This window comes from Caballeronia zhejiangensis, from assembly GCF_022879815.1.
Taxonomy (GTDB): domain Bacteria; phylum Pseudomonadota; class Gammaproteobacteria; order Burkholderiales; family Burkholderiaceae; genus Caballeronia; species Caballeronia zhejiangensis.
Genome location: NZ_CP084284.1, coordinates 1276814 through 1293284, shown reverse-complemented (window position 1 = coordinate 1293284; position 16471 = coordinate 1276814). Strand labels below are relative to the sequence as shown.

The following is a 16471-nucleotide window of genomic DNA, read 5'->3' as shown; positions in this document are numbered from 1 at the left end:
CATCTCCTTGCTACGAATTGGCGATCAGCAATTCCCCCCGTCCATCGACGGCGAGATCGCCCGCGTAGCGTCGCGGCAATATCTTGCCAGCGAACTGCGAAAAGGGTGCGATCTCGCGCGCGAGCATGCGCGTGAACAGCAGCCAGAAGACGTCGAAGCCGCGCCCGCCTTCGGTGAACGTCGGCGGAATGCGGGATGGCGCATTTGCCAGCAACACCGTGCCGCGCCGCATGCCGTAGCCCAAGTGTGCGCCCACTTTCCCGCCGATGCAGACCGAGCCCGCGACGAGCCGCGACGCGGCGAAATCGCCCGCATCGCCCGCGACCAGCACGGTGCCGCGCCGCATGCGATCCGCGAGGCGCGCGCCTGCGCTGCCGTGAATCGCGAGCGTGCCGCCTGTCATGCCTTCCATGTCGCCGGGCAGCGCACTTGCGGCGAACTCGCCGGCGTTGCCGTGAATCGACAGTCGTCCGCCTTGCATCTCGCACGCGGCGAATGCGCCCGCATCGCCTCGTATGTTCAACTCGCCGCCGGACATCTTCATGCCCGCGTAATCGCCTGCAGCGCCGTGCACCGCGAGCGTGCCTTCGGTCATGTTCGCGCCGATGCGATCGAGCCACGGCGCATCGCCTTCTATCGTGAGTGCGGGCGCATCGCTTGGTTCCTGCGCGATGTCGAAAAGATCGCCGAGCGCGCACGTTTCGCCCGCGCCTTGCAGCGTGATGCGCGGCAGTTCTGTCGCCGATATCTCCGCCAGCGTCGCGGGCAGTAATTTCGACCCGTCGACGCGAAAGCCCGGCGCATTTTTTACGCGCAACGTGATGGCGTTCATGCGCGGCTCCCGTCGATATCCTTCGACAGTTCATGCAGCTTGAAATGGTACGGCCCGAGCTTGCCGCCGTAGTTGCCCGCCGAAATGCGCAGCACGCCGCCGGCGCGCCCGATCTTCGTCGCCGCCGCGATGCCCGCGGTCATCGCCGCGCCGACATCGGCATCGGTCAAGCCGTCGATGACGATTTCGAGCACGCACGCGATGTCCGGCGTCAGCTCGCTCTTCTTCGACAAGCCGACGAGCGTCGGGCAGAACGCATCGTTCGTGGACGCCGTCGCGCCCGCATACTTCGATCCGATCTTCGATCCCGAGCGCACGACGCCGCCCGGAAACGGCGTGATGACGTTCGGCAGCCGATGCATCGCGGCGACGGCGGATTCGGCCGCATTGAGCGCGCTGTCGATGTCGCGCGCGAGAAACAGCAGATTGCCGCCGCCGACCGCTTTCACCGTCGCGGTGAATTCCTCGCAGACGAACTCGCCGTCCATCACGGGCACGCGCCAATAGCGTGTGCCGTCGAGCACTTTCGATATTTGATAGCCGTCGCCGAAGAAGCGCAGGCCCGCGCCGAGCGGCGCGTTGTCGGAGAGCGGCGCGCGTGTGTTGGCGGGATCGATGCCGCCATAGACGGCGGTCGTCGGGCACGTCAGCACGCATTGGCCGACGCGCCGCGCGATCTGCTTGGCGAGCTCCTTCGACGATATCGCGAAGATCAGCACCGCGATTCCGGGCCTGCCATCGGGCGTTTCATCGCCGGACAGATCGCGTTCGATGCCGGCCTCGCAGCCGCAATCGATGACGGACGTCGCGAAGCCTGTCAGCGAATTGGCCGCGTGACGCGCCCACGTCGACGAATGCGCGGTGATGACGAGGCGCGTCGCTTTCATCGGGAAGGCTTCGGCGAAGGTGTCGTCGATCTGCGTGTCGTTGATACGCATGCGTCAACTCCCGTTCGAAGCGAAGCATGCGACGGGCAACAGCCGCCCGCCGTTGCAGCATGCGCAGATTTCATCGTCGCCGATCGCGATGTTCTCGAAGCGCGTCGCGAGGTTTGCCTGCGTGAATTCGCGCACGCGCTTTTCGATCGCGCGGTCGTAGTCGGGGCGCACGTAATGGATGCCGCCGGTGGGCGTCGCGAGCAGCGTGCCGTCGCGCGCGATCAGCTCGCCGTCCTTGAACACGTAAGCAGGCGATGTGAACATGCGCTCGCGATCGTCATCGTCGCGATACACGGCAATGTCCGCCGCCGCGCCTGCGCCGAGATGCCCGCGATCCGTGAGGCCGAGCAGTTTCGCGGGACCGGCGCGCGTGATGATCGCAATGTCGTAGAGCGAGAATTCGCGCGTGATTTCGCTCAACGCGCTCGCGGTTTTCGCATCGGCGTGCAGCTTGTCGAGTTGTTCGTCGCGAAAGGACTTGTCCATCAGCAAGCGGATCAGATGCGGATAGCTCGTGAACGGCGCGCCGTTCGGATGATCGGTGGTCATCGACACGCGCCACGGATCGTCGACGAGCAAAAAGATCTCGAGCCCGATGATCCATTGGAGCGCATTCACGAAGCTCTGTTCGCGGTACTTGAACGGCACGATGCCGCAGCCCGCATCGCATTCGATATCGCCGAGCACCCATTTGCGCGGTCGGGCCATCGGCGCGTTCTTGAACTGCATCATCGTGTCGCCGGATGCGGTGACGGTCTGACCGAAGATGATCTGGCCGACATCGATCGTCACGTTGGGCCGCGCGTTCACTGCATCGGCGATCGCGCGCGCGCCCGATGAAAACTTGCGAGGGCCTTCCATGCCGTAGCTATGGAACTGGATATGCGTCAGATGAATGGGCAGGCCATCGGCGGTGTCCATCGTTCTGATCGTCGATTCGATGTTGCCCGGCACGCCGAGATTGCTTGCGTGAACATGCAGCGGATGCGGCACGCGCAGCTCGGTGAGCGCGCGCGTGAGCGTGCTCAACACGTCGCGCGGCGTGATGCCGTAATGCGCGTGCTTTTCATCGACATCCAGCGAACGCTGATTGAACTTGAACGCCGATATGCCGCCCGGATTCACGACCTTCACGCCGAGCGCCTTGCTCGAATCGATGGTCCAGCCGACGTAATCGCGCAGACGTTCGAAGTCTTCCTTCGCGGCGAGCATCTGCAGGAAGAGCTCGTCGTTGCCCATCATCACGTAGGCGCCGTGATCGATGATCGGCGTGTCGCCCATTTCCAGATGCGCGTGGCGCGCGTTCGACGCGATCATCGCCGGCTCGAACGCGGCCGTGTAGCCCATTTCCGCATAGCGATAACCGGTGGCAAGCGTGCCGGGCGCGCACACGCCGCACGATGGCAGACGCATGTATCGGCCTTCGTTCGGACGATCGGGCACGGCACGCGGATCGTCGCGATGATCCTCGGGCAGAAGCAGCCGCGACAGATTCGTCTTGCCGCCGCCGATGTGCGAATGCAGATCGATGCCGCCCGCCATCACGATCATGCCGCTCGCATCGTAATCGCGGTCGATGCTTTCGTTCGCGGCATCGGCGACGATGCGGCCATCGCGCATATGGATGTCGCGCTTCTCGCCATCGACGCCATTCGCCGGATCGTAAAGCGTGCCGCCTTTGAGGCGCGTGACGCTCATGCGGGCCTCCTTGCCTGCGCGAGTTGCGATGCGATCGATGCGACCGTCGGCAAGGCGTAATCGCGCGCGGCGGCGAGCGGCGCGACCACCGATGTATCGACGCGAAACAGATGCCCGCCGCTGTCGATGCCCGGCGTCGCGACGGGGATGAACACGGTCGGCGCGTGGCGCGCGGGGACGGCTGTCGATGGGTGCGCGAGGATGATCGCGGGCACGTTCGCATCGAGCGATGCGGGCAGCGGCTCGGGCGCGAAGCTGGACACCCACAGGAGCGCGTCGATTTCGCCGCGCTGCAGCAGCGTTTCCGAGCGATAGCGATGCGCGTCGTGATCGAGCGGCAAGCCGTATGCGACGCGCGTGCGCAGCGGAAAGCCCGACAGCCATGTGATCGCCTGATTGACGGACGCGGCGCCGTCGTCGCTGGTGAGGGCGAGCGTGCCGGCGCGCGCGGTGCGATTGATCGCCTTGACGATGCGTTGCAGCGCTTCGATCGCGAGCGCGGCGTGTTGCGTCGGCAGCGCCGATGGCTCGTAGATCACCGCCGTGTACTTCGCGGCGTTGATGCGTTCGGTCAGCGCGACGAGTTCGGGCGTTGGAATCGGACGGCCGCCTTCGACGAGCGCGGACCACAGCGCGAGTGTGTCGAAGGGATCGGCGTTGGCGAGGATCGATTCGGCTTGGGCGTTGGCGGCTTTATCGATGTCACATCCGATGAATACAAACTTTGTCTCGCGGCCCTCGCTTGCGATGCGCTCGAAGAAGCGCGGATAGCGTCGCGACGGCTCGCACGCGAACACGACGATGAGATCGGCGCGCGAGCGGACTTCGGAGAGCGTCGTGAAGAACGAGCCGCGATCTTGCAGTGCGCGATTGCTGTCGGCGAGCGTGTCGCCGTGGAGGTGATCGAGGATCGCGCCGCACTGCGCGGCGAGTTCATAGAGCGCGCGTGCGCCGGACACGTCGGTCGCGAGACCGCCGAATAGCGGCCGATGTGCGTTCGACAGGATCGCGGCGGCTCGCGAGAGCGCCGACTTTTCGTCGGTGACTTGCCCGTCGATTTGGGGCTTCTGGCTTGCATCGTTCGGACCGAAGCGGGCAAGGGAGGCGTCCAGACGCGGGCAGGCGGTGTGCGGCGCTGCGAGGCGGTGATCGGCGGTGGGTGCGAGCGTGATGTCGTCGCATAGTAAAGGGCAGAACGGACAGGTCCAAGGTTTTGAGGCCGCGGACGGGGCGCTCGGCGTGGTGGAGGTATCGGGCATGGTCGACCTTTCGAGCAAGGTCTGTGCCGGTTTTGTTGCTTTTGCTTTTGCTTTTGCTTTTCGCTTTTGCTTATCGCTTTTTGATTTCGCCGGATCCCGTATTCGTGTCGGTCTATTAGCATTGCCCCTGTGCGGGGCGGCACTCACTTTCTTTGCTGCTGCAAAGAAAGTAAGCAAAGAAAGCAGCTTCCGATACGCCCGCGGTCACACGCAATTTGGGTAGTCCTCTCGTCCATCGTGGGCTGCCTAAAGAGTGCCCTCATAGGCCCCATCGGGCTTGGCTCGCGCACGGTCCGTCACATCGCACCACACACCAAACGGGTTCAGCACCAAATAGCTCCAGCCCGCTTCGCGGCCGACCGGTCAATCGGGAATGCGCGTGCTTCGCTACTAACATCTTTATCGCACTGCGCGCGCAAACCGATGGTTTCCCTTGCAGACCCAGCGGCAGCGCGTAGCGCTGTGCCGAAGCCATTTCGTGCTGAACCAGCGTTCTCAACGGTTTCGGGCGGCAGACCGTGCGCGAGCCAAGCCCGATTAGGTGTTTGAGGGCACTCTTTAGGCGAGTGCCGCCTGTGACGAGAGGACTACCCAAATTGCGTGTGACCGCGGGCCTGAAGAGCTGCTTTCTTTGCTTACTTTCTTTGCAGCAGCAAAGAAAGTGAGTGCCGCCCCGCACAGGGGCAGTGCTAATAGACCGACGCGAGACCGGGATCCGGCGACTACTGGAAGGAAAGTGACTACCGCCCGCACAGGGGCAATGCTAATAGACCGACGCGAAACCGGGATCCAGCGAAACCCCCGCCGGGAAAGGCGAAAAAAACTGCTCCGCATTGCAACACACTGTCACCCATGAATCACCATATGCAACACCTGCTTCCCAAACGATTACACCTGAAACGCGCCCCGAAAGCCGTTGGCATAAAAATTGAGTTCGATGCCAAGGAAGTCAGAAAGAAGCCCCGCGATGCACATCGCCCTGAGATAAGGAGCCATCGTGAATAGCGGAAGCGACGAGCCAGGCAGAAGCGCCGCTGCGCTCGGCGAGCGCGAGATCATCGGCATGGCGGATTCCACCCGCGCCGATCACCTCCCGCGCCCCGGCGAGCGCCCGCACGTCAGCGAACGTGTCGAGATCGGGCCCGCCACACGCGCCCACATGATCGAGCGTCATCACGATCACGCGCGACGGCCACCATCCGCTCTCGCCATGCGTCGCCCCGAGCGCGCGCCCGCCGCGATAGTCGAGCGAAAGTATCGGCTCGAAGCCGCAAGCCGATGCCTCGGCGATCGCGCCGACATCGACGAGCGTTTCGGTGCCGAACACAGGCAGGATCGCGGCAGGCGCCGCTGAACGCGTCAGCCGCAAGACGCGTTCGACGAAAGCGCGCATCGGCAGAAACGCGGTAAAGCCCGCGTCGAGCCAGATGCGCAGGCCGTCGCCGAGGGCATCGCAAATCGCGGCGAGCGCGGCATCGTGCGCGCCGCGCGAAAGGATCGCGCCCAGATCGGCGACGTACAACGTGCGCGCGCCGGTCGCGGCGACGAGCGCGCGGGCGATCGCAACAGGATCGCTCGTCGCGCACAACGAGGACTGGATCGGCCGATAGCGCGAACGCTCGCCGCGCACCGCGCGCACCGCGTGGCCGTCGAGCAGATCGAGAACGGGTATCACCTGCATGGATGGCTTTCCTTTGACCAAGATCTTTGTATTCGAGTATCTCACCGGCGGCGGCATCGATCCGGACGCGGCAGGCGCAGGCAGCCTCGCCGATCTCTCCGCGCTCATCGTCGAAGGCCGCGTGATGCGCGACGCCATCGCCGCCGATCTGCGCGCGCTGCCCGGCATCGACGTGACCGTCGCAAGCTCGCGCTTCGAGCAACTCGACGGCGCCAGCGGCTACGTGCGCGCGCATCCGGGCGAATCGCTCATCCGCTTCGTGGCCCGCGTGGCGCGCGAGCATGACTATGCCTGCATCGTCGCGCCCGAGTGCGACGGACTGCTGCTCAAGCTCTACGACGCCGTCGGCCAGGCGCGCTGGCTCGGCTGCGCGAAGGAAGCGATCCGCGCGGCATCGAGCAAGAGCGCGACGGCCGCGTGTCTCGCCGCGCGCAGCATCGCCGCGACGCGCGCGCTCGAACCGGAAAACGCGGCCGCCGCAATCGGCCGGCGCTGGGTCGTCAAGCCCGACGACGGTGCGGGCGGCCTCGATACCTACGTCTACGACGACCTCGCCGCCGCGCGCGCCGAATACGCCGCGCGCGCGGAAGCGGGCCGCAATCCCGTGCTGCAGGAATGGGTCGACGGCGAGCCGTTGAGCCTTTCGCTGATCTGCTGCGACCGGCTCTCGCGGCTCGTGAGCATCAACCGGCAGCGCATCGGATTGTCGGATGCGGCGGGATCGGAACGGCGCGAGCGCATCGTTCAGTTCGATGGCGTCGATGTCGACCGCATCGACCGGCATGGGCCGCAAGGACGCGCGCTCGAACGGCTCGCACTGCGCGTCGCCGATGCGTTTCCGGGGCTGCGCGGCTTCGTCGGCATCGATGTCGTGTGGCATCCCGAGCGCGGGCCGGTCGTGATCGAGGTGAATCCGCGTCTCACGGTCGCGTATGCGGAACTGAGCCGGCGCGGCGGCAGGAATCTCGCGGCGGAGCTGCTCGCGGCGCATCGCGTGCCCGGCTTCGACGGCGATGCCGGATTGCTGCGCGCGTGCGCCGGAGCGTCGTCATGACGGCACCGACATTGCACGATGCGCCGGTGTTCGGCTGGGACGTGGGCGGCGCGCACGTCAAGGTGTCGATGGCGACGCGCGCGGGCGTGCTCGCCGACGTCGCGCAATGGGCGTGTCCGCTGTGGCAGGGCATGGCGCACCTGGAACGCGCGATCGACGCGATGTTCGAGCGCTGGCCCGCCGCCGCCGATCCGGCCGCGCGCCACGCCGTCACGATGACGGGCGAAATGGTCGATCTCTTCGCCGACCGCGCCGAGGGCGTGCGTGCGTTGACGCGCGCGCTTGCGCAAAGGCTCGGGCCGCGCACGATGTTTTTCGCCGGCGACGCGGGCTGGCTCGCGCGCTCGGCGTGCGCGGAACACTGGCGCAAGGTCGCATCGGCGAACTGGCTCGCGACCGCGCAATGGGTCGCGGCGTGCCTGCCGGATGCGCTGCTCGTCGATATCGGCAGCACGACGACGGACATCATTCCGATCGTCGGCAGACGCGTCGTGGCGCGCGGCACCAGCGACGCCGAACGGCTCGTGAGCGGTGAGCTCGTGTATCAGGGCGTGGTGCGAACGCCGTTGTGCGGGCTCGCGCATCGCATCGCGTTTCGCGGCGAGCACGCCGGCGTGATGAACGAATGGTTCGCGACGACCGCGGATGTCTATCGTCTGACGGGCGAGTTGTGGCCCGAGCACGACCAGCATCCGAGCGCCGACAACGGGCCGAAGACGCAGGCTGCGAGCCGCGTCCGGATTGCGCGGATGATCGGCCGCGACGCCGCCGATGCGAGCGATGCGGAGTGGCGGCGTTTCGCGCAGGGCTGGCGGCGCGAGCAATTGCGCGCGCTGGAGACGAATCTGGCGCGCGTCGTTGCGCAGGATGCGGCGCTGGCGGCGGCGCCGATCGTGGGCGCGGGTTGCGGGCGCTTTCTGGCGGCGGCGCTGGCGCGGCAGGAGGCGCGCAGCTATGTCGACTTCGCGCGTCTCGCGGGTATCGACGGCGACGATGCGACGCGTGCCGAATGGGTATCGACGTGCGCGCCGAGCGTGGCGGTTGCGCTGCTGGCGTCGATGGCGATGAAGGGCGCGGGAGGCAACGAAGCGCATCTGTCGAACGATGCATCGGCGCGCGCTGCGTGATAGCGTGCGAAACATAGCGAAGGACGCGGGTGCGTGGCCCGCCGGCTTGATCGAACGAGGACAGGAATATGTGGGTGGTGAAGATCGGGGGAAGCCTGAGTCACGACCCGGCGCTGCGCGAGTGGTTGACGCGGCTATGGGAAGTGGGCGGCGGGCGCGTCGTGATCGTGCCGGGCGGCGGCGATTTCGCGGACGCGGTGCGGCAGTATCAGCAGGAGTGGCATTTCGACGATCTCGCGGCTCACAACATGTGTCTGCTCGCGATGGCGCAGTACGCGATTCTGATGCAGGGCGTGGTGCCGGAGCTCGTGCTGGCGTCGAACGAGGATAGGATTCGGCGCGCGTTGCGCGATGGGCGTGTGGCGGTTTGGGTTCCGACCGATCTGATGCGCTCGACGCCCGATTCCATGACGAACTGGGATACCACTTCGGATTCGCTCGCCGCGTGGCTTTCTACTTCGCTTAATGCGGAGCGGTTGATGATCGTGAAGTCTTGCGAGGTCGAGGCGAATGCGCCGCTCGAGGCGCTGGCTTCTAAAGGCATTCTGGATCGGCGGTTTGCGGCTTATGTGCGGGATGCAAATTATGTCGTCGAGGTTTTGAGTAAGTCCGATGTAGGGGTTATGCGGGATCGATTGCTCAACGTGGCGGTTTGAATTTTCTTCGCTTTTGGTTTTGCTTATCGCTTTTGATTTCGCCGGATCCCGTTTTCGTGTCGGTCTATTAGCACTGCCCCTGTGCGGGGCGGCAGTCACTTTCTTTGCTGCTGCAAAGAAAGTAACCAAAGAAAGCAGCTTCCGATACGCCCGCGGTCACACGCAATTTGGGTAGTCCTCTCGTCCATCGTGGGCTGCCTAAAGAGTGCCCTCATCACAATCACCGGGCTTGGCTCGCGCACGGTCTGTCACATCGCACCACACAACAATCTGGTTCAGCACCACATAGCTCCGGCCCGCTTCGCGGCCGACCGGTCAATCGGGACTGCACGTGCTGCTCTACTAACGTCTCCATCTCACTGCAATCGCCGCCCTTTTGGTTTCCCTTGCAGACCCAGCGGCAGCGCGTAGCGCTGTGCCGAAGCCATTTCGTGCTGAACCAGCGCCCTCGAAGTTATTGGTTGGCAGACCGTGTGCGAGCCACGCCCGATTAGGTGTTTGAGGGCACTCTTTAGGCGAGTGCCGCCTGTGACGAGAGGACTACCCAAATTGCGTGTGACCGCGGGCCGTGACGAGCTGCTTTCTTTGCTTACTTTCTTTGCAGCAGCAAAGAAAGTGAGTGCCGCCCCGCACAGGGGCAACGCTAATAGACCGACGCGAAACCGGGGTCCGGCGAAAAAGCCCCCGAATAACAAACGCTCAGCGAGCAAGATGCAAAGCCCGAACCCACTTCTCGACGCGAAGCGGATCAAGCCTCCCAGTACGTCCATCGCGCTCATCGCAAAGAGCCCCACGAAACCCGGCGATATCCGGCGCGAGCAAACGAATCCTGTCGAGATCGTCCCACCTCAAAGATCCGGCGACGGCAATCATCGTCCCCCGCTTGCGCGCATCGCCGATGCAGGAAGCAAGCGCCCCCACATCGACGCAATCGAACAACGTGCGCCCGTCCTTGCTCGCCGTATCGAACACGATGCCCACAAAGCCCAGTTGCGCCGCAAGCGCGGCCAGTTCGCGATCCACGCCATCGTCGGATAACAACACCGGCACGACAGCCGCCGGCAAGCTCGCCAGATGCCGCAAGCACGCAAAAGCGCCCGCCCCGGGCGACACCCCGACCTTCACATAATCGACGCCCGTAGCCGCGACATCGAGCACGCGCGCGGTCATCTCGTCGAGCGCATCGTTGGGCAAATCGCCGATCGTCGCGCTGATCGGCCGCACCGCATACCGCGCACGCAACGCCCCCACGATACGCGCGATATCGCCGATCGCAACAGCGCCCAGCGCGCCCGCGCCCGGCTCCTTCAGGTCGATCAGTTCGGCGCCGGCGTCCGCCGCATCGAAGGCTTCGTCGGCCGAGCGGACGCTCGCGAGCAATGCGGTCATCGTCGAAACTCCAGAGGGATGGCTACGGAAAACGCGTCAGCTCACAGCCTTCGCGCGATGCGCCTCGATCGCCTGCAAAAGCCATTGCCAGGCCTCGCGCTCGGCGTCGCCCGCAGTCTTGTCGATGGCGATCCGCAAATACGCCACCTCGCTATCCACCTTTTCAGGCGGCAACATGAACAGCCGGCTCACGAGAATCGCGCCTTCGACAACCGCCGCCTGCGCGCGATTGAAGCCCGGAAACGGCGCATGCGTCTCGCGATGCACACATTCCATGCGCAACGTCGGGCGCGCTTCGTCATCGAGAAGTTCGGCGAGACGCAGCTCGATATGCGCGAGCGTCGATGCGAGCCGCACGCTTGGCACCGTGCTCGCGGCAACCGTCGGCCAGTCGCGCGCAATGCCCGTCACGCAGCCCGCGAACACGCGCACGTCCGTCGTCAGATTGATGACGGCGCTCTTCGTCGCGATGACGTTATCGAGCGTCGTCGACGGACGGAACGGCGCAAGAATCGCGAGGCCCTCTTCGAAGCGCACGCCCATCGGCGCGATATGCGGCCGGCCATCGCGATCCGCGGTCGTGACGATGGTCTCGTAAATCATGATGGTCGGCGAAAGTATTCGTAGCCGCACGAAAGAGCCGCCATCGCTTCGATGCGGCTTCGTGCGGGTTCGGTCCGCGTTTAGCGGGTGGCGATATACATCGTGATTTCAAAACCAAAACGCATATCGGTGAAGCTCGGCGTAGTCCATTGCATGGGCGTTCCTCCAGATGAGTCGGGTTGATGCCTCGATACCGCTTCGATGATTTGCCGATGCGGACGAATCCGCCAGGCGGCCGGGAGGGGGCCGGCCCTTCGACGATGCAAGCGCCATGCCAATGACATGAAGCGGATGCCGAAGAGCGCGGCTCGCTCATCATGCGCGCCGACTGTGACGAAATCAGAACACAGTGTCCCATTGCTTCGTTCATAAACGCATCAGGGCTATTCCCGACTAAGGCATCGCTTAAGCCCGGGCAAGTAATTCGTGAATTCCTTTCTGTGCGACGCGTGCTTACTCTGCAATGACAGCAGGGCGCGGTTCACAAGCGGCGATCGCTTCGAGCAGCACCGCGACGCCACTCTCATCTCACTGTCGAGGAAACGGAATGAACGACTTCAGCAAGGCCGCCGTCGAGGCGGTGCGCAATCCGTCCGATCCGCGCTCGCGCTATGCGGCCGGCGTCATGAAGTATCGCGAGATGGGCTACTGGCAGCCCGATTACACGCCGAAGGACACCGACGTCATCGCGCTCTTTCGCATCACGCCGCAAGCGGGTGTCGAGCCGGAGGAAGCGGCTGCGGCCGTGGCGGGCGAGTCGTCGACGGCGACATGGACGGTCGTGTGGACCGACCGTCTCACTGCATGCGACATGTACCGCGCGAAGGCGTATCGCGTCGAACCGGTGCCGAATGCGCGCGCCGACGAGCCGCAGTACTTCGCTTACATCGCGTACGAACTCGATCTTTTCGAAGAGGGATCGGTCGCGAACCTGACGGCGTCGATCATCGGCAATGTGTTCGGCTTCAAGCCGTTGAAGGCGCTGCGGCTCGAAGACATGCGTATTCCCGTTGCGTATCTGAAGACGTTTCAGGGACCGCCGACGGGCATCGTCGTCGAACGCGAGCGGCTCGATAAATACGGACGTCCGCTGCTCGGTGCGACCGTGAAGCCGAAGCTCGGCTTGTCGGGAAAGAACTATGGGCGCGTCGTGTACGAAGGCTTGAAAGGCGGGCTCGATTTTCTGAAGGACGACGAGAACATCAATTCGCAGGCGTTCATGCACTGGCGCGATCGTTACCTCTTCGCGATGGAAGCGGTGAGCCGCGCGCAAGCCGAGACCGGCGAAGTGAAGGGTCACTATCTGAACGTGACGGCCGGCACGATGGAAGACATGTACGAGCGCGCGGAATTCGCGAAGGAACTCGGGTCGTGCATCGTGATGATCGATCTCGTGATCGGCTGGACCGCTATTCAGTCGATGTCGAAGTGGGCGCGTCGCAACGACATGATCCTGCATCTGCATCGCGCGGGACATGGGACTTATACGCGGCAGCGCAATCATGGCATCTCGTTTCGCGTGATCGCGAAGTGGCTGCGGATGGCGGGCGTCGATCATGCTCATGCGGGCACTGCCGTCGGCAAGCTGGAAGGCGATCCGTTGTCGGTGCAGGGCTATTACAACGTGTGCCGCGAGGCGCGCAATGAGCCTGATCTGTCGCGAGGGATCTTCTTCGATCAACCGTGGGCGGGGTTGCGCAAGGTGATGCCGGTGGCATCGGGCGGGATTCACGCAGGGCAGATGCATCAGTTGCTCGATCTCTTTGGAGATGACTGCATTCTGCAATTCGGCGGCGGGACGATTGGACATCCGCAAGGGATTCAGGCCGGGGCGACGGCCAATCGCGTCGCGCTCGAAGCCATGGTGAAAGCGCGGAATGAAGGGCGGGATATTGCTCGTGAAGGCCCCGATATTCTTGAAACCGCCGCGCGGAGGTGTACGCCGTTGCAGCAGGCGCTCGATACCTGGCGCGATGTCACTTTCAACTATGCGTCGACGGATACGCCGGATTTTGCTGTTACTGCTACGGCGGGGGTATAAGAGGTTTGTTGTTGTCGCCGGATCCCGTTTTCGTGTCGGTCTATTAGCACTGCCCCTGTGCGGGGCGGCAGTCACTTTCTTTGCTGCTGCAAAGAAAGTAACCAAAGAAAGCAGCTTTTCAGGCCCGCGGTCACACGCACGTTGGGTAGTTCTCTCGTCCCAGGCGGCACTCGCCTAAAGAGTGCCCTCAAACACCTAATCGGGCTTGGATCGCGCACGGTCTGCCGCCCGAAGGTGTTGAGGACACTGGTTCAGCACGAAACTGCTTCGGCACAGCGCTACGCGCTGCCGCCGGGTCCGCAAGGGAAACCAAAGGGCGGCGATTGCAGTGAGATGGAGACGTTAGTAGAGAAGCACGCGCGGACCCGATTGACCGGGTCGGCCGCGAAGCGGGCTGGAGCTATTTCGTGCTGAACCAGTTTGTTATGTGGTGCGATGTTACAGACCGTGCGCGAGCCAAGCCCGATGGGGTGTTTGGGGGCACTCTTTAGGCAGCCCACGATGGACGAGAGGACTACCCAAATTGCGTGTGACCGCGGGCGTATCGGAAGCTGCTTTCTTTGCTTACTTTCTTTGCAGCAGCAAAGAAAGTGAGTGCCGCCCCGCACAGGGGCAACGCTAATAGACCGCCGCGAACACAGGATTTCATAGAAGCAGCATGAACCAATCAACCTAAGGATGCCGAAATGAACATCACCCAAGGAACATTCTCCTTCCTGCCACCATTAACCGACGAAGAAATATCCGCACAAATCAATTACGCGTTAGAGCAAGGCTGGGCCTGCTCGGTAGAATACACCGACGATCCCCATCCAAGGAATACGTATTGGGAAATGTGGGGCCTCCCCATGTTCGACCTCCACGATGCCGCCGGCGTGCTGATGGAAGTGAACGAATGCCGCAAGACGTATCCGAACCACTACATCAAAGTAAACGCCTTCGACTCCGTCCGCGGATTCGAAACGATGCGCCTCTCGTTCATGGTGAATCGCCCAGCGGAAGAACGAGGCTTCCGACTCGAACGCCAGGACGACAGAAGCCGCATCCAGCGCTATGCGATCCGCACCTACGCAACCGATCGCCCGAGCGGCGAGCGTTATTGATGAGGAACACCGACCATGAACGCCGAAGCCACGCTCGAAGAAGCGCCGCAAGCGAAAGCGATGCACGCCGACCTGATGGCGCTCTATCGCGAATCGCGCATCGGCGAAGTACTGGCGGAACTGGACCGCGATCTCATCGGCCTCGCGCCGGTCAAGACGCGCATCCGCGAGATCGCCGCCCATCTGCTCGTGGAGCGCGCCCGCGAGACACTCGGTATCGCATCGGGTGCGCCCACGCTGCACATGTGCTTCTCGGGCAATCCCGGAACCGGCAAGACCACGGTTGCGCTGCGCATGGCGCAAGTGCTGCATCGCCTGGGCTATATCCGCCGCAATCATCTCGTCTCGGTGACACGCGACGATCTCGTCGGCCAGTACATCGGCCATACCGCGCCCAAAACGCGCGAAGTGCTCAAGCGTGCGATGGGCGGCGTGCTCTTCATCGACGAGGCCTATTACCTGTATCGCCCGGAAAACGAACGCGACTACGGACAGGAAGCCATTGAAATCCTGCTGCAAACGATGGAGAACCAGCGCGACGACCTCGTCGTGATCCTCGCGGGATACGAGTCGCGCATGGAGACGTTCTTTCATAGCAACCCGGGCTTTCGTTCGCGCATCGCGCATCACCTCGTATTTCCGGACTACGCGCCCGGCGAGCTTCTGCAAATCGCCGAGCACATGCTGAGCGACATGCACTACCGCTTCGACGACGCCGCGCGATGCGCCTTCGAAGACTATCTCGCGCATCGCATCAGACAGCCGAACTTCGCCAACGCGCGTTCGGTGCGCAATGCGCTGGATCGCGCGCGACTGCGTCAGGCGAACCGGCTGTTCGCCGCGGCCGAAAGCGGCAACGGTGTCGCCGATGCCAACGCGCTGATGCAACTCGACGCCAGCGATATCCGCGCGAGCCGCGTGTTCACCGATTCATAACTCGAAGGAGAACGCGATGCAGGATGGACGCACGACCTTATCGAAGTTCCTGATCGACACGCTCGACCGCAAGCCCGGACCCGAGGCGGCGAGCGGACTCTCCGCGCTGTTGATCGACGTGGCCGCATCGATCAAGACGATCGCGGCCGCATTGACGCGCGGCGCGTTGAGCGGACAGCACGGCTCGGCACAATCGATCAATACGCATGGCGAGGAACAAAAGAAGCTCGACCTTGTGACCAACGATATCTTCCTGCAGCATTGCGAATGGGACGGTCTGCTCGCGGGCATGGTGTCGGAAGAAATGGACGACGTCTACGCGATTCCCGAGCCGTATCCGCGTGGCGAGTATCTGCTCGCGTTCGATCCGCTCGATGGCTCGTCCAACATCGATATCAACGGCGTAGTCGGATCGATCTTCTCGGTGTTGAGGCGCGCGAGCGACGAAAGCGACGCGCCCAACGATGCAGCGTTTCTGCGTCCGGGCCGCGAGCAGGTTGCGGCAGGCTATGCGATCTACGGCCCGTCGACGATGCTCGTGCTCTCCGTCGGCAATGGCACGCACGGCTTCACGCTCGAACGCGATGTCGGCAACTTCGTGCTCACGCACTCCGATATTCGCATTCCCGAGGATTCGTGCGAGTTCGCGATCAACGCATCGAACGAGCGCTTCTGGGAACCCCCCGTGCGCCGCTACGTGCAGGAATGCAAGGACGGCCGCACCGGATGCCGCGCGCAGGACTTCAACATGCGCTGGATCGCATCGATGGTCGCGGAAGTGCATCGCATCCTCATGCGCGGCGGCGTGTTCATGTATCCGCGCGACTTCAAGACGCCAGCGATGGAAGGCCGCCTGCGTCTCCTGTATGAAGCCAGCCCGATGAGCTTTCTCGTCGAGCAGGCGGGCGGGCTGTCGATCACCGGGCGCGAACGCATTCTCGATGTCGAGCCGAAAGCGCTGCATCAACGCGTGCCCGTGATACTCGGCTCACGCAACGAAGTCGACCGCATTCAGCGCTATCACGGCGAATACGATCGCGGCGAGGACAAGCCGTTCACGTCGCCCTTGTTCAAGGAGCGCTCGCTGTTCCTGCCGGAAACGGAAGCCTGATCCCGCATCTGAAACGGCGCTCATCGATTACATTCAGGGAGAC

General features: G+C 63.6%; 16 protein-coding genes. 8 read left to right on the top strand and 8 right to left on the bottom strand.

Annotation, left to right across the window (positions count from 1 at the left end; translation table 11 throughout):
* Positions 1-10 precede the first annotated feature (10 nt).
* The 4 genes from LDZ23_RS20510 to LDZ23_RS20495 are packed head-to-tail and all read right to left on the bottom strand — an operon-like array spanning position 11 to position 4727.
* The gene (locus tag LDZ23_RS20510; RefSeq protein ID WP_008354323.1) at positions 11-832 is read right to left on the bottom strand and encodes a formylmethanofuran dehydrogenase subunit C; all 822 of its coding nucleotides are present in this window, start codon (positions 830-832) and stop codon (positions 11-13) included.
* A complete protein-coding gene (fhcD, locus tag LDZ23_RS20505) occupies positions 829-1770 on the bottom strand; it encodes a formylmethanofuran--tetrahydromethanopterin N-formyltransferase (RefSeq protein WP_008354324.1) in 942 nt (313 codons plus the stop codon). The genes LDZ23_RS20510 and fhcD overlap by 4 nt, the downstream gene beginning before the upstream one ends.
* A gap of 3 nt (positions 1771-1773) precedes the next feature.
* Positions 1774-3468, bottom strand: coding sequence for a formylmethanofuran dehydrogenase subunit A (locus tag LDZ23_RS20500; protein ID WP_008354326.1), 1695 nt, complete (start codon positions 3466-3468; stop codon positions 1774-1776).
* Positions 3465-4727, bottom strand: a complete 1263-nt coding sequence (locus LDZ23_RS20495; protein WP_008354327.1) for a molybdopterin-binding domain-containing protein — start codon at positions 4725-4727, stop codon at positions 3465-3467. Before LDZ23_RS20495 ends, LDZ23_RS20500 begins: the two co-directional genes overlap by 4 nt.
* Here LDZ23_RS20495 and LDZ23_RS20490 point away from each other — a divergent pair.
* Positions 4726-4950: a hypothetical protein gene (locus LDZ23_RS20490; RefSeq protein ID WP_075583515.1), complete on the top strand. Its 225-nt coding sequence runs from the start codon at positions 4726-4728 to the stop codon at positions 4948-4950. The two genes, LDZ23_RS20495 and LDZ23_RS20490, sit on opposite strands and share 2 nt — an antisense overlap.
* A gap of 726 nt (positions 4951-5676) precedes the next feature.
* Here the strand turns inward: LDZ23_RS20490 and LDZ23_RS20485 are convergent.
* Complete coding sequence (locus tag LDZ23_RS20485) at positions 5677-6408, bottom strand: HisA/HisF-related TIM barrel protein (RefSeq protein WP_008354328.1); 732 nt, start codon at positions 6406-6408, stop codon at positions 5677-5679.
* Positions 6409-6421: 13 nt separating this feature from the next.
* On the opposite strand from LDZ23_RS20485, the gene LDZ23_RS20480 reads away from it, so the two are divergent.
* The 3 genes from LDZ23_RS20480 to LDZ23_RS20470 all read left to right on the top strand — a co-directional run bounded on the left by LDZ23_RS20480 (position 6422) and on the right by LDZ23_RS20470 (position 9245).
* The gene (locus LDZ23_RS20480) at positions 6422-7462 is read left to right on the top strand and encodes an ATP-grasp domain-containing protein (protein WP_244808166.1); all 1041 of its coding nucleotides are present in this window, start codon (positions 6422-6424) and stop codon (positions 7460-7462) included.
* The gene (locus LDZ23_RS20475) at positions 7459-8589 is read left to right on the top strand and encodes a hydantoinase/oxoprolinase family protein (protein ID WP_008354330.1); all 1131 of its coding nucleotides are present in this window, start codon (positions 7459-7461) and stop codon (positions 8587-8589) included. The genes LDZ23_RS20480 and LDZ23_RS20475 overlap by 4 nt, the downstream gene beginning before the upstream one ends.
* Before the next feature lie 68 nt (positions 8590-8657).
* Positions 8658-9245 (top strand): amino acid kinase family protein, encoded by a 588-nt coding sequence (locus LDZ23_RS20470; RefSeq protein ID WP_008354331.1) that lies wholly within the window; start codon positions 8658-8660, stop codon positions 9243-9245.
* A 699-nt stretch (positions 9246-9944) separates the two neighbouring features.
* On the opposite strand, the gene LDZ23_RS20465 is transcribed toward LDZ23_RS20470, so the two are convergent.
* The 3 genes from LDZ23_RS20465 to pqqA form a co-directional block, all read right to left on the bottom strand.
* A complete protein-coding gene (locus LDZ23_RS20465) occupies positions 9945-10634 on the bottom strand; it encodes a (5-formylfuran-3-yl)methyl phosphate synthase (protein ID WP_033536730.1) in 690 nt (229 codons plus the stop codon).
* A 36-nt stretch (positions 10635-10670) separates the two neighbouring features.
* A complete protein-coding gene (locus LDZ23_RS20460) occupies positions 10671-11237 on the bottom strand; it encodes a DUF447 domain-containing protein (RefSeq protein ID WP_008354334.1) in 567 nt (188 codons plus the stop codon).
* Between the two features lie 80 nt (positions 11238-11317).
* The gene (gene pqqA, locus LDZ23_RS20455) at positions 11318-11392 is read right to left on the bottom strand and encodes a pyrroloquinoline quinone precursor peptide PqqA (RefSeq protein ID WP_008354335.1); all 75 of its coding nucleotides are present in this window, start codon (positions 11390-11392) and stop codon (positions 11318-11320) included.
* 392 nt (positions 11393-11784) lie between these two features.
* Between pqqA and LDZ23_RS20450 the strand changes: the two genes are divergently transcribed.
* The 4 genes from LDZ23_RS20450 to LDZ23_RS20435 all read left to right on the top strand — a co-directional run bounded on the left by LDZ23_RS20450 (position 11785) and on the right by LDZ23_RS20435 (position 16428).
* The gene (locus LDZ23_RS20450; RefSeq protein WP_008354336.1) at positions 11785-13278 is read left to right on the top strand and encodes a form I ribulose bisphosphate carboxylase large subunit; all 1494 of its coding nucleotides are present in this window, start codon (positions 11785-11787) and stop codon (positions 13276-13278) included.
* Positions 13279-13964: 686 nt separating this feature from the next.
* Complete coding sequence (locus LDZ23_RS20445; RefSeq protein ID WP_008354337.1) at positions 13965-14381, top strand: ribulose bisphosphate carboxylase small subunit; 417 nt, start codon at positions 13965-13967, stop codon at positions 14379-14381.
* A gap of 15 nt (positions 14382-14396) precedes the next feature.
* Positions 14397-15317, top strand: a complete 921-nt coding sequence (gene cbbX, locus LDZ23_RS20440; RefSeq protein ID WP_008354338.1) for a CbbX protein — start codon at positions 14397-14399, stop codon at positions 15315-15317.
* A 16-nt stretch (positions 15318-15333) separates the two neighbouring features.
* On the top strand, positions 15334-16428 hold the full coding sequence (locus LDZ23_RS20435; RefSeq protein ID WP_008354339.1) for a class 1 fructose-bisphosphatase: 1095 nt from the start codon (positions 15334-15336) through the stop codon (positions 16426-16428).
* Positions 16429-16471 lie beyond the last annotated feature (43 nt).

Bases quoted from the DNA above. Each gene is read 5' to 3' on its own strand.
- LDZ23_RS20510 (WP_008354323.1), bottom strand. From the start codon at position 832: ATGAACGCCATCACGTTGCGCGTAAAAAATGCGCCGGGCTTTCGCGTC.
- fhcD (WP_008354324.1), bottom strand. From the start codon at position 1,770: ATGCGTATCAACGACACGCAGATCGACGACACCTTCGCCGAAGCCTTC.
- LDZ23_RS20500 (WP_008354326.1), bottom strand. From the start codon at position 3,468: ATGAGCGTCACGCGCCTCAAAGGCGGCACGCTTTACGATCCGGCGAAT.
- LDZ23_RS20490 (WP_075583515.1), top strand. From the start codon at position 4,726: ATGGTCGACCTTTCGAGCAAGGTCTGTGCCGGTTTTGTTGCTTTTGCT.
- LDZ23_RS20495 (WP_008354327.1), bottom strand. From the start codon at position 4,727: ATGCCCGATACCTCCACCACGCCGAGCGCCCCGTCCGCGGCCTCAAAA.
- LDZ23_RS20485 (WP_008354328.1), bottom strand. From the start codon at position 6,408: ATGCAGGTGATACCCGTTCTCGATCTGCTCGACGGCCACGCGGTGCGC.
- LDZ23_RS20475 (WP_008354330.1), top strand. From the start codon at position 7,459: ATGACGGCACCGACATTGCACGATGCGCCGGTGTTCGGCTGGGACGTG.
- LDZ23_RS20470 (WP_008354331.1), top strand. From the start codon at position 8,658: ATGTGGGTGGTGAAGATCGGGGGAAGCCTGAGTCACGACCCGGCGCTG.
- LDZ23_RS20465 (WP_033536730.1), bottom strand. From the start codon at position 10,634: ATGACCGCATTGCTCGCGAGCGTCCGCTCGGCCGACGAAGCCTTCGAT.
- LDZ23_RS20460 (WP_008354334.1), bottom strand. From the start codon at position 11,237: ATGATTTACGAGACCATCGTCACGACCGCGGATCGCGATGGCCGGCCG.
- LDZ23_RS20450 (WP_008354336.1), top strand. From the start codon at position 11,785: ATGAACGACTTCAGCAAGGCCGCCGTCGAGGCGGTGCGCAATCCGTCC.
- LDZ23_RS20445 (WP_008354337.1), top strand. From the start codon at position 13,965: ATGAACATCACCCAAGGAACATTCTCCTTCCTGCCACCATTAACCGAC.
- cbbX (WP_008354338.1), top strand. From the start codon at position 14,397: ATGAACGCCGAAGCCACGCTCGAAGAAGCGCCGCAAGCGAAAGCGATG.
- LDZ23_RS20435 (WP_008354339.1), top strand. From the start codon at position 15,334: ATGCAGGATGGACGCACGACCTTATCGAAGTTCCTGATCGACACGCTC.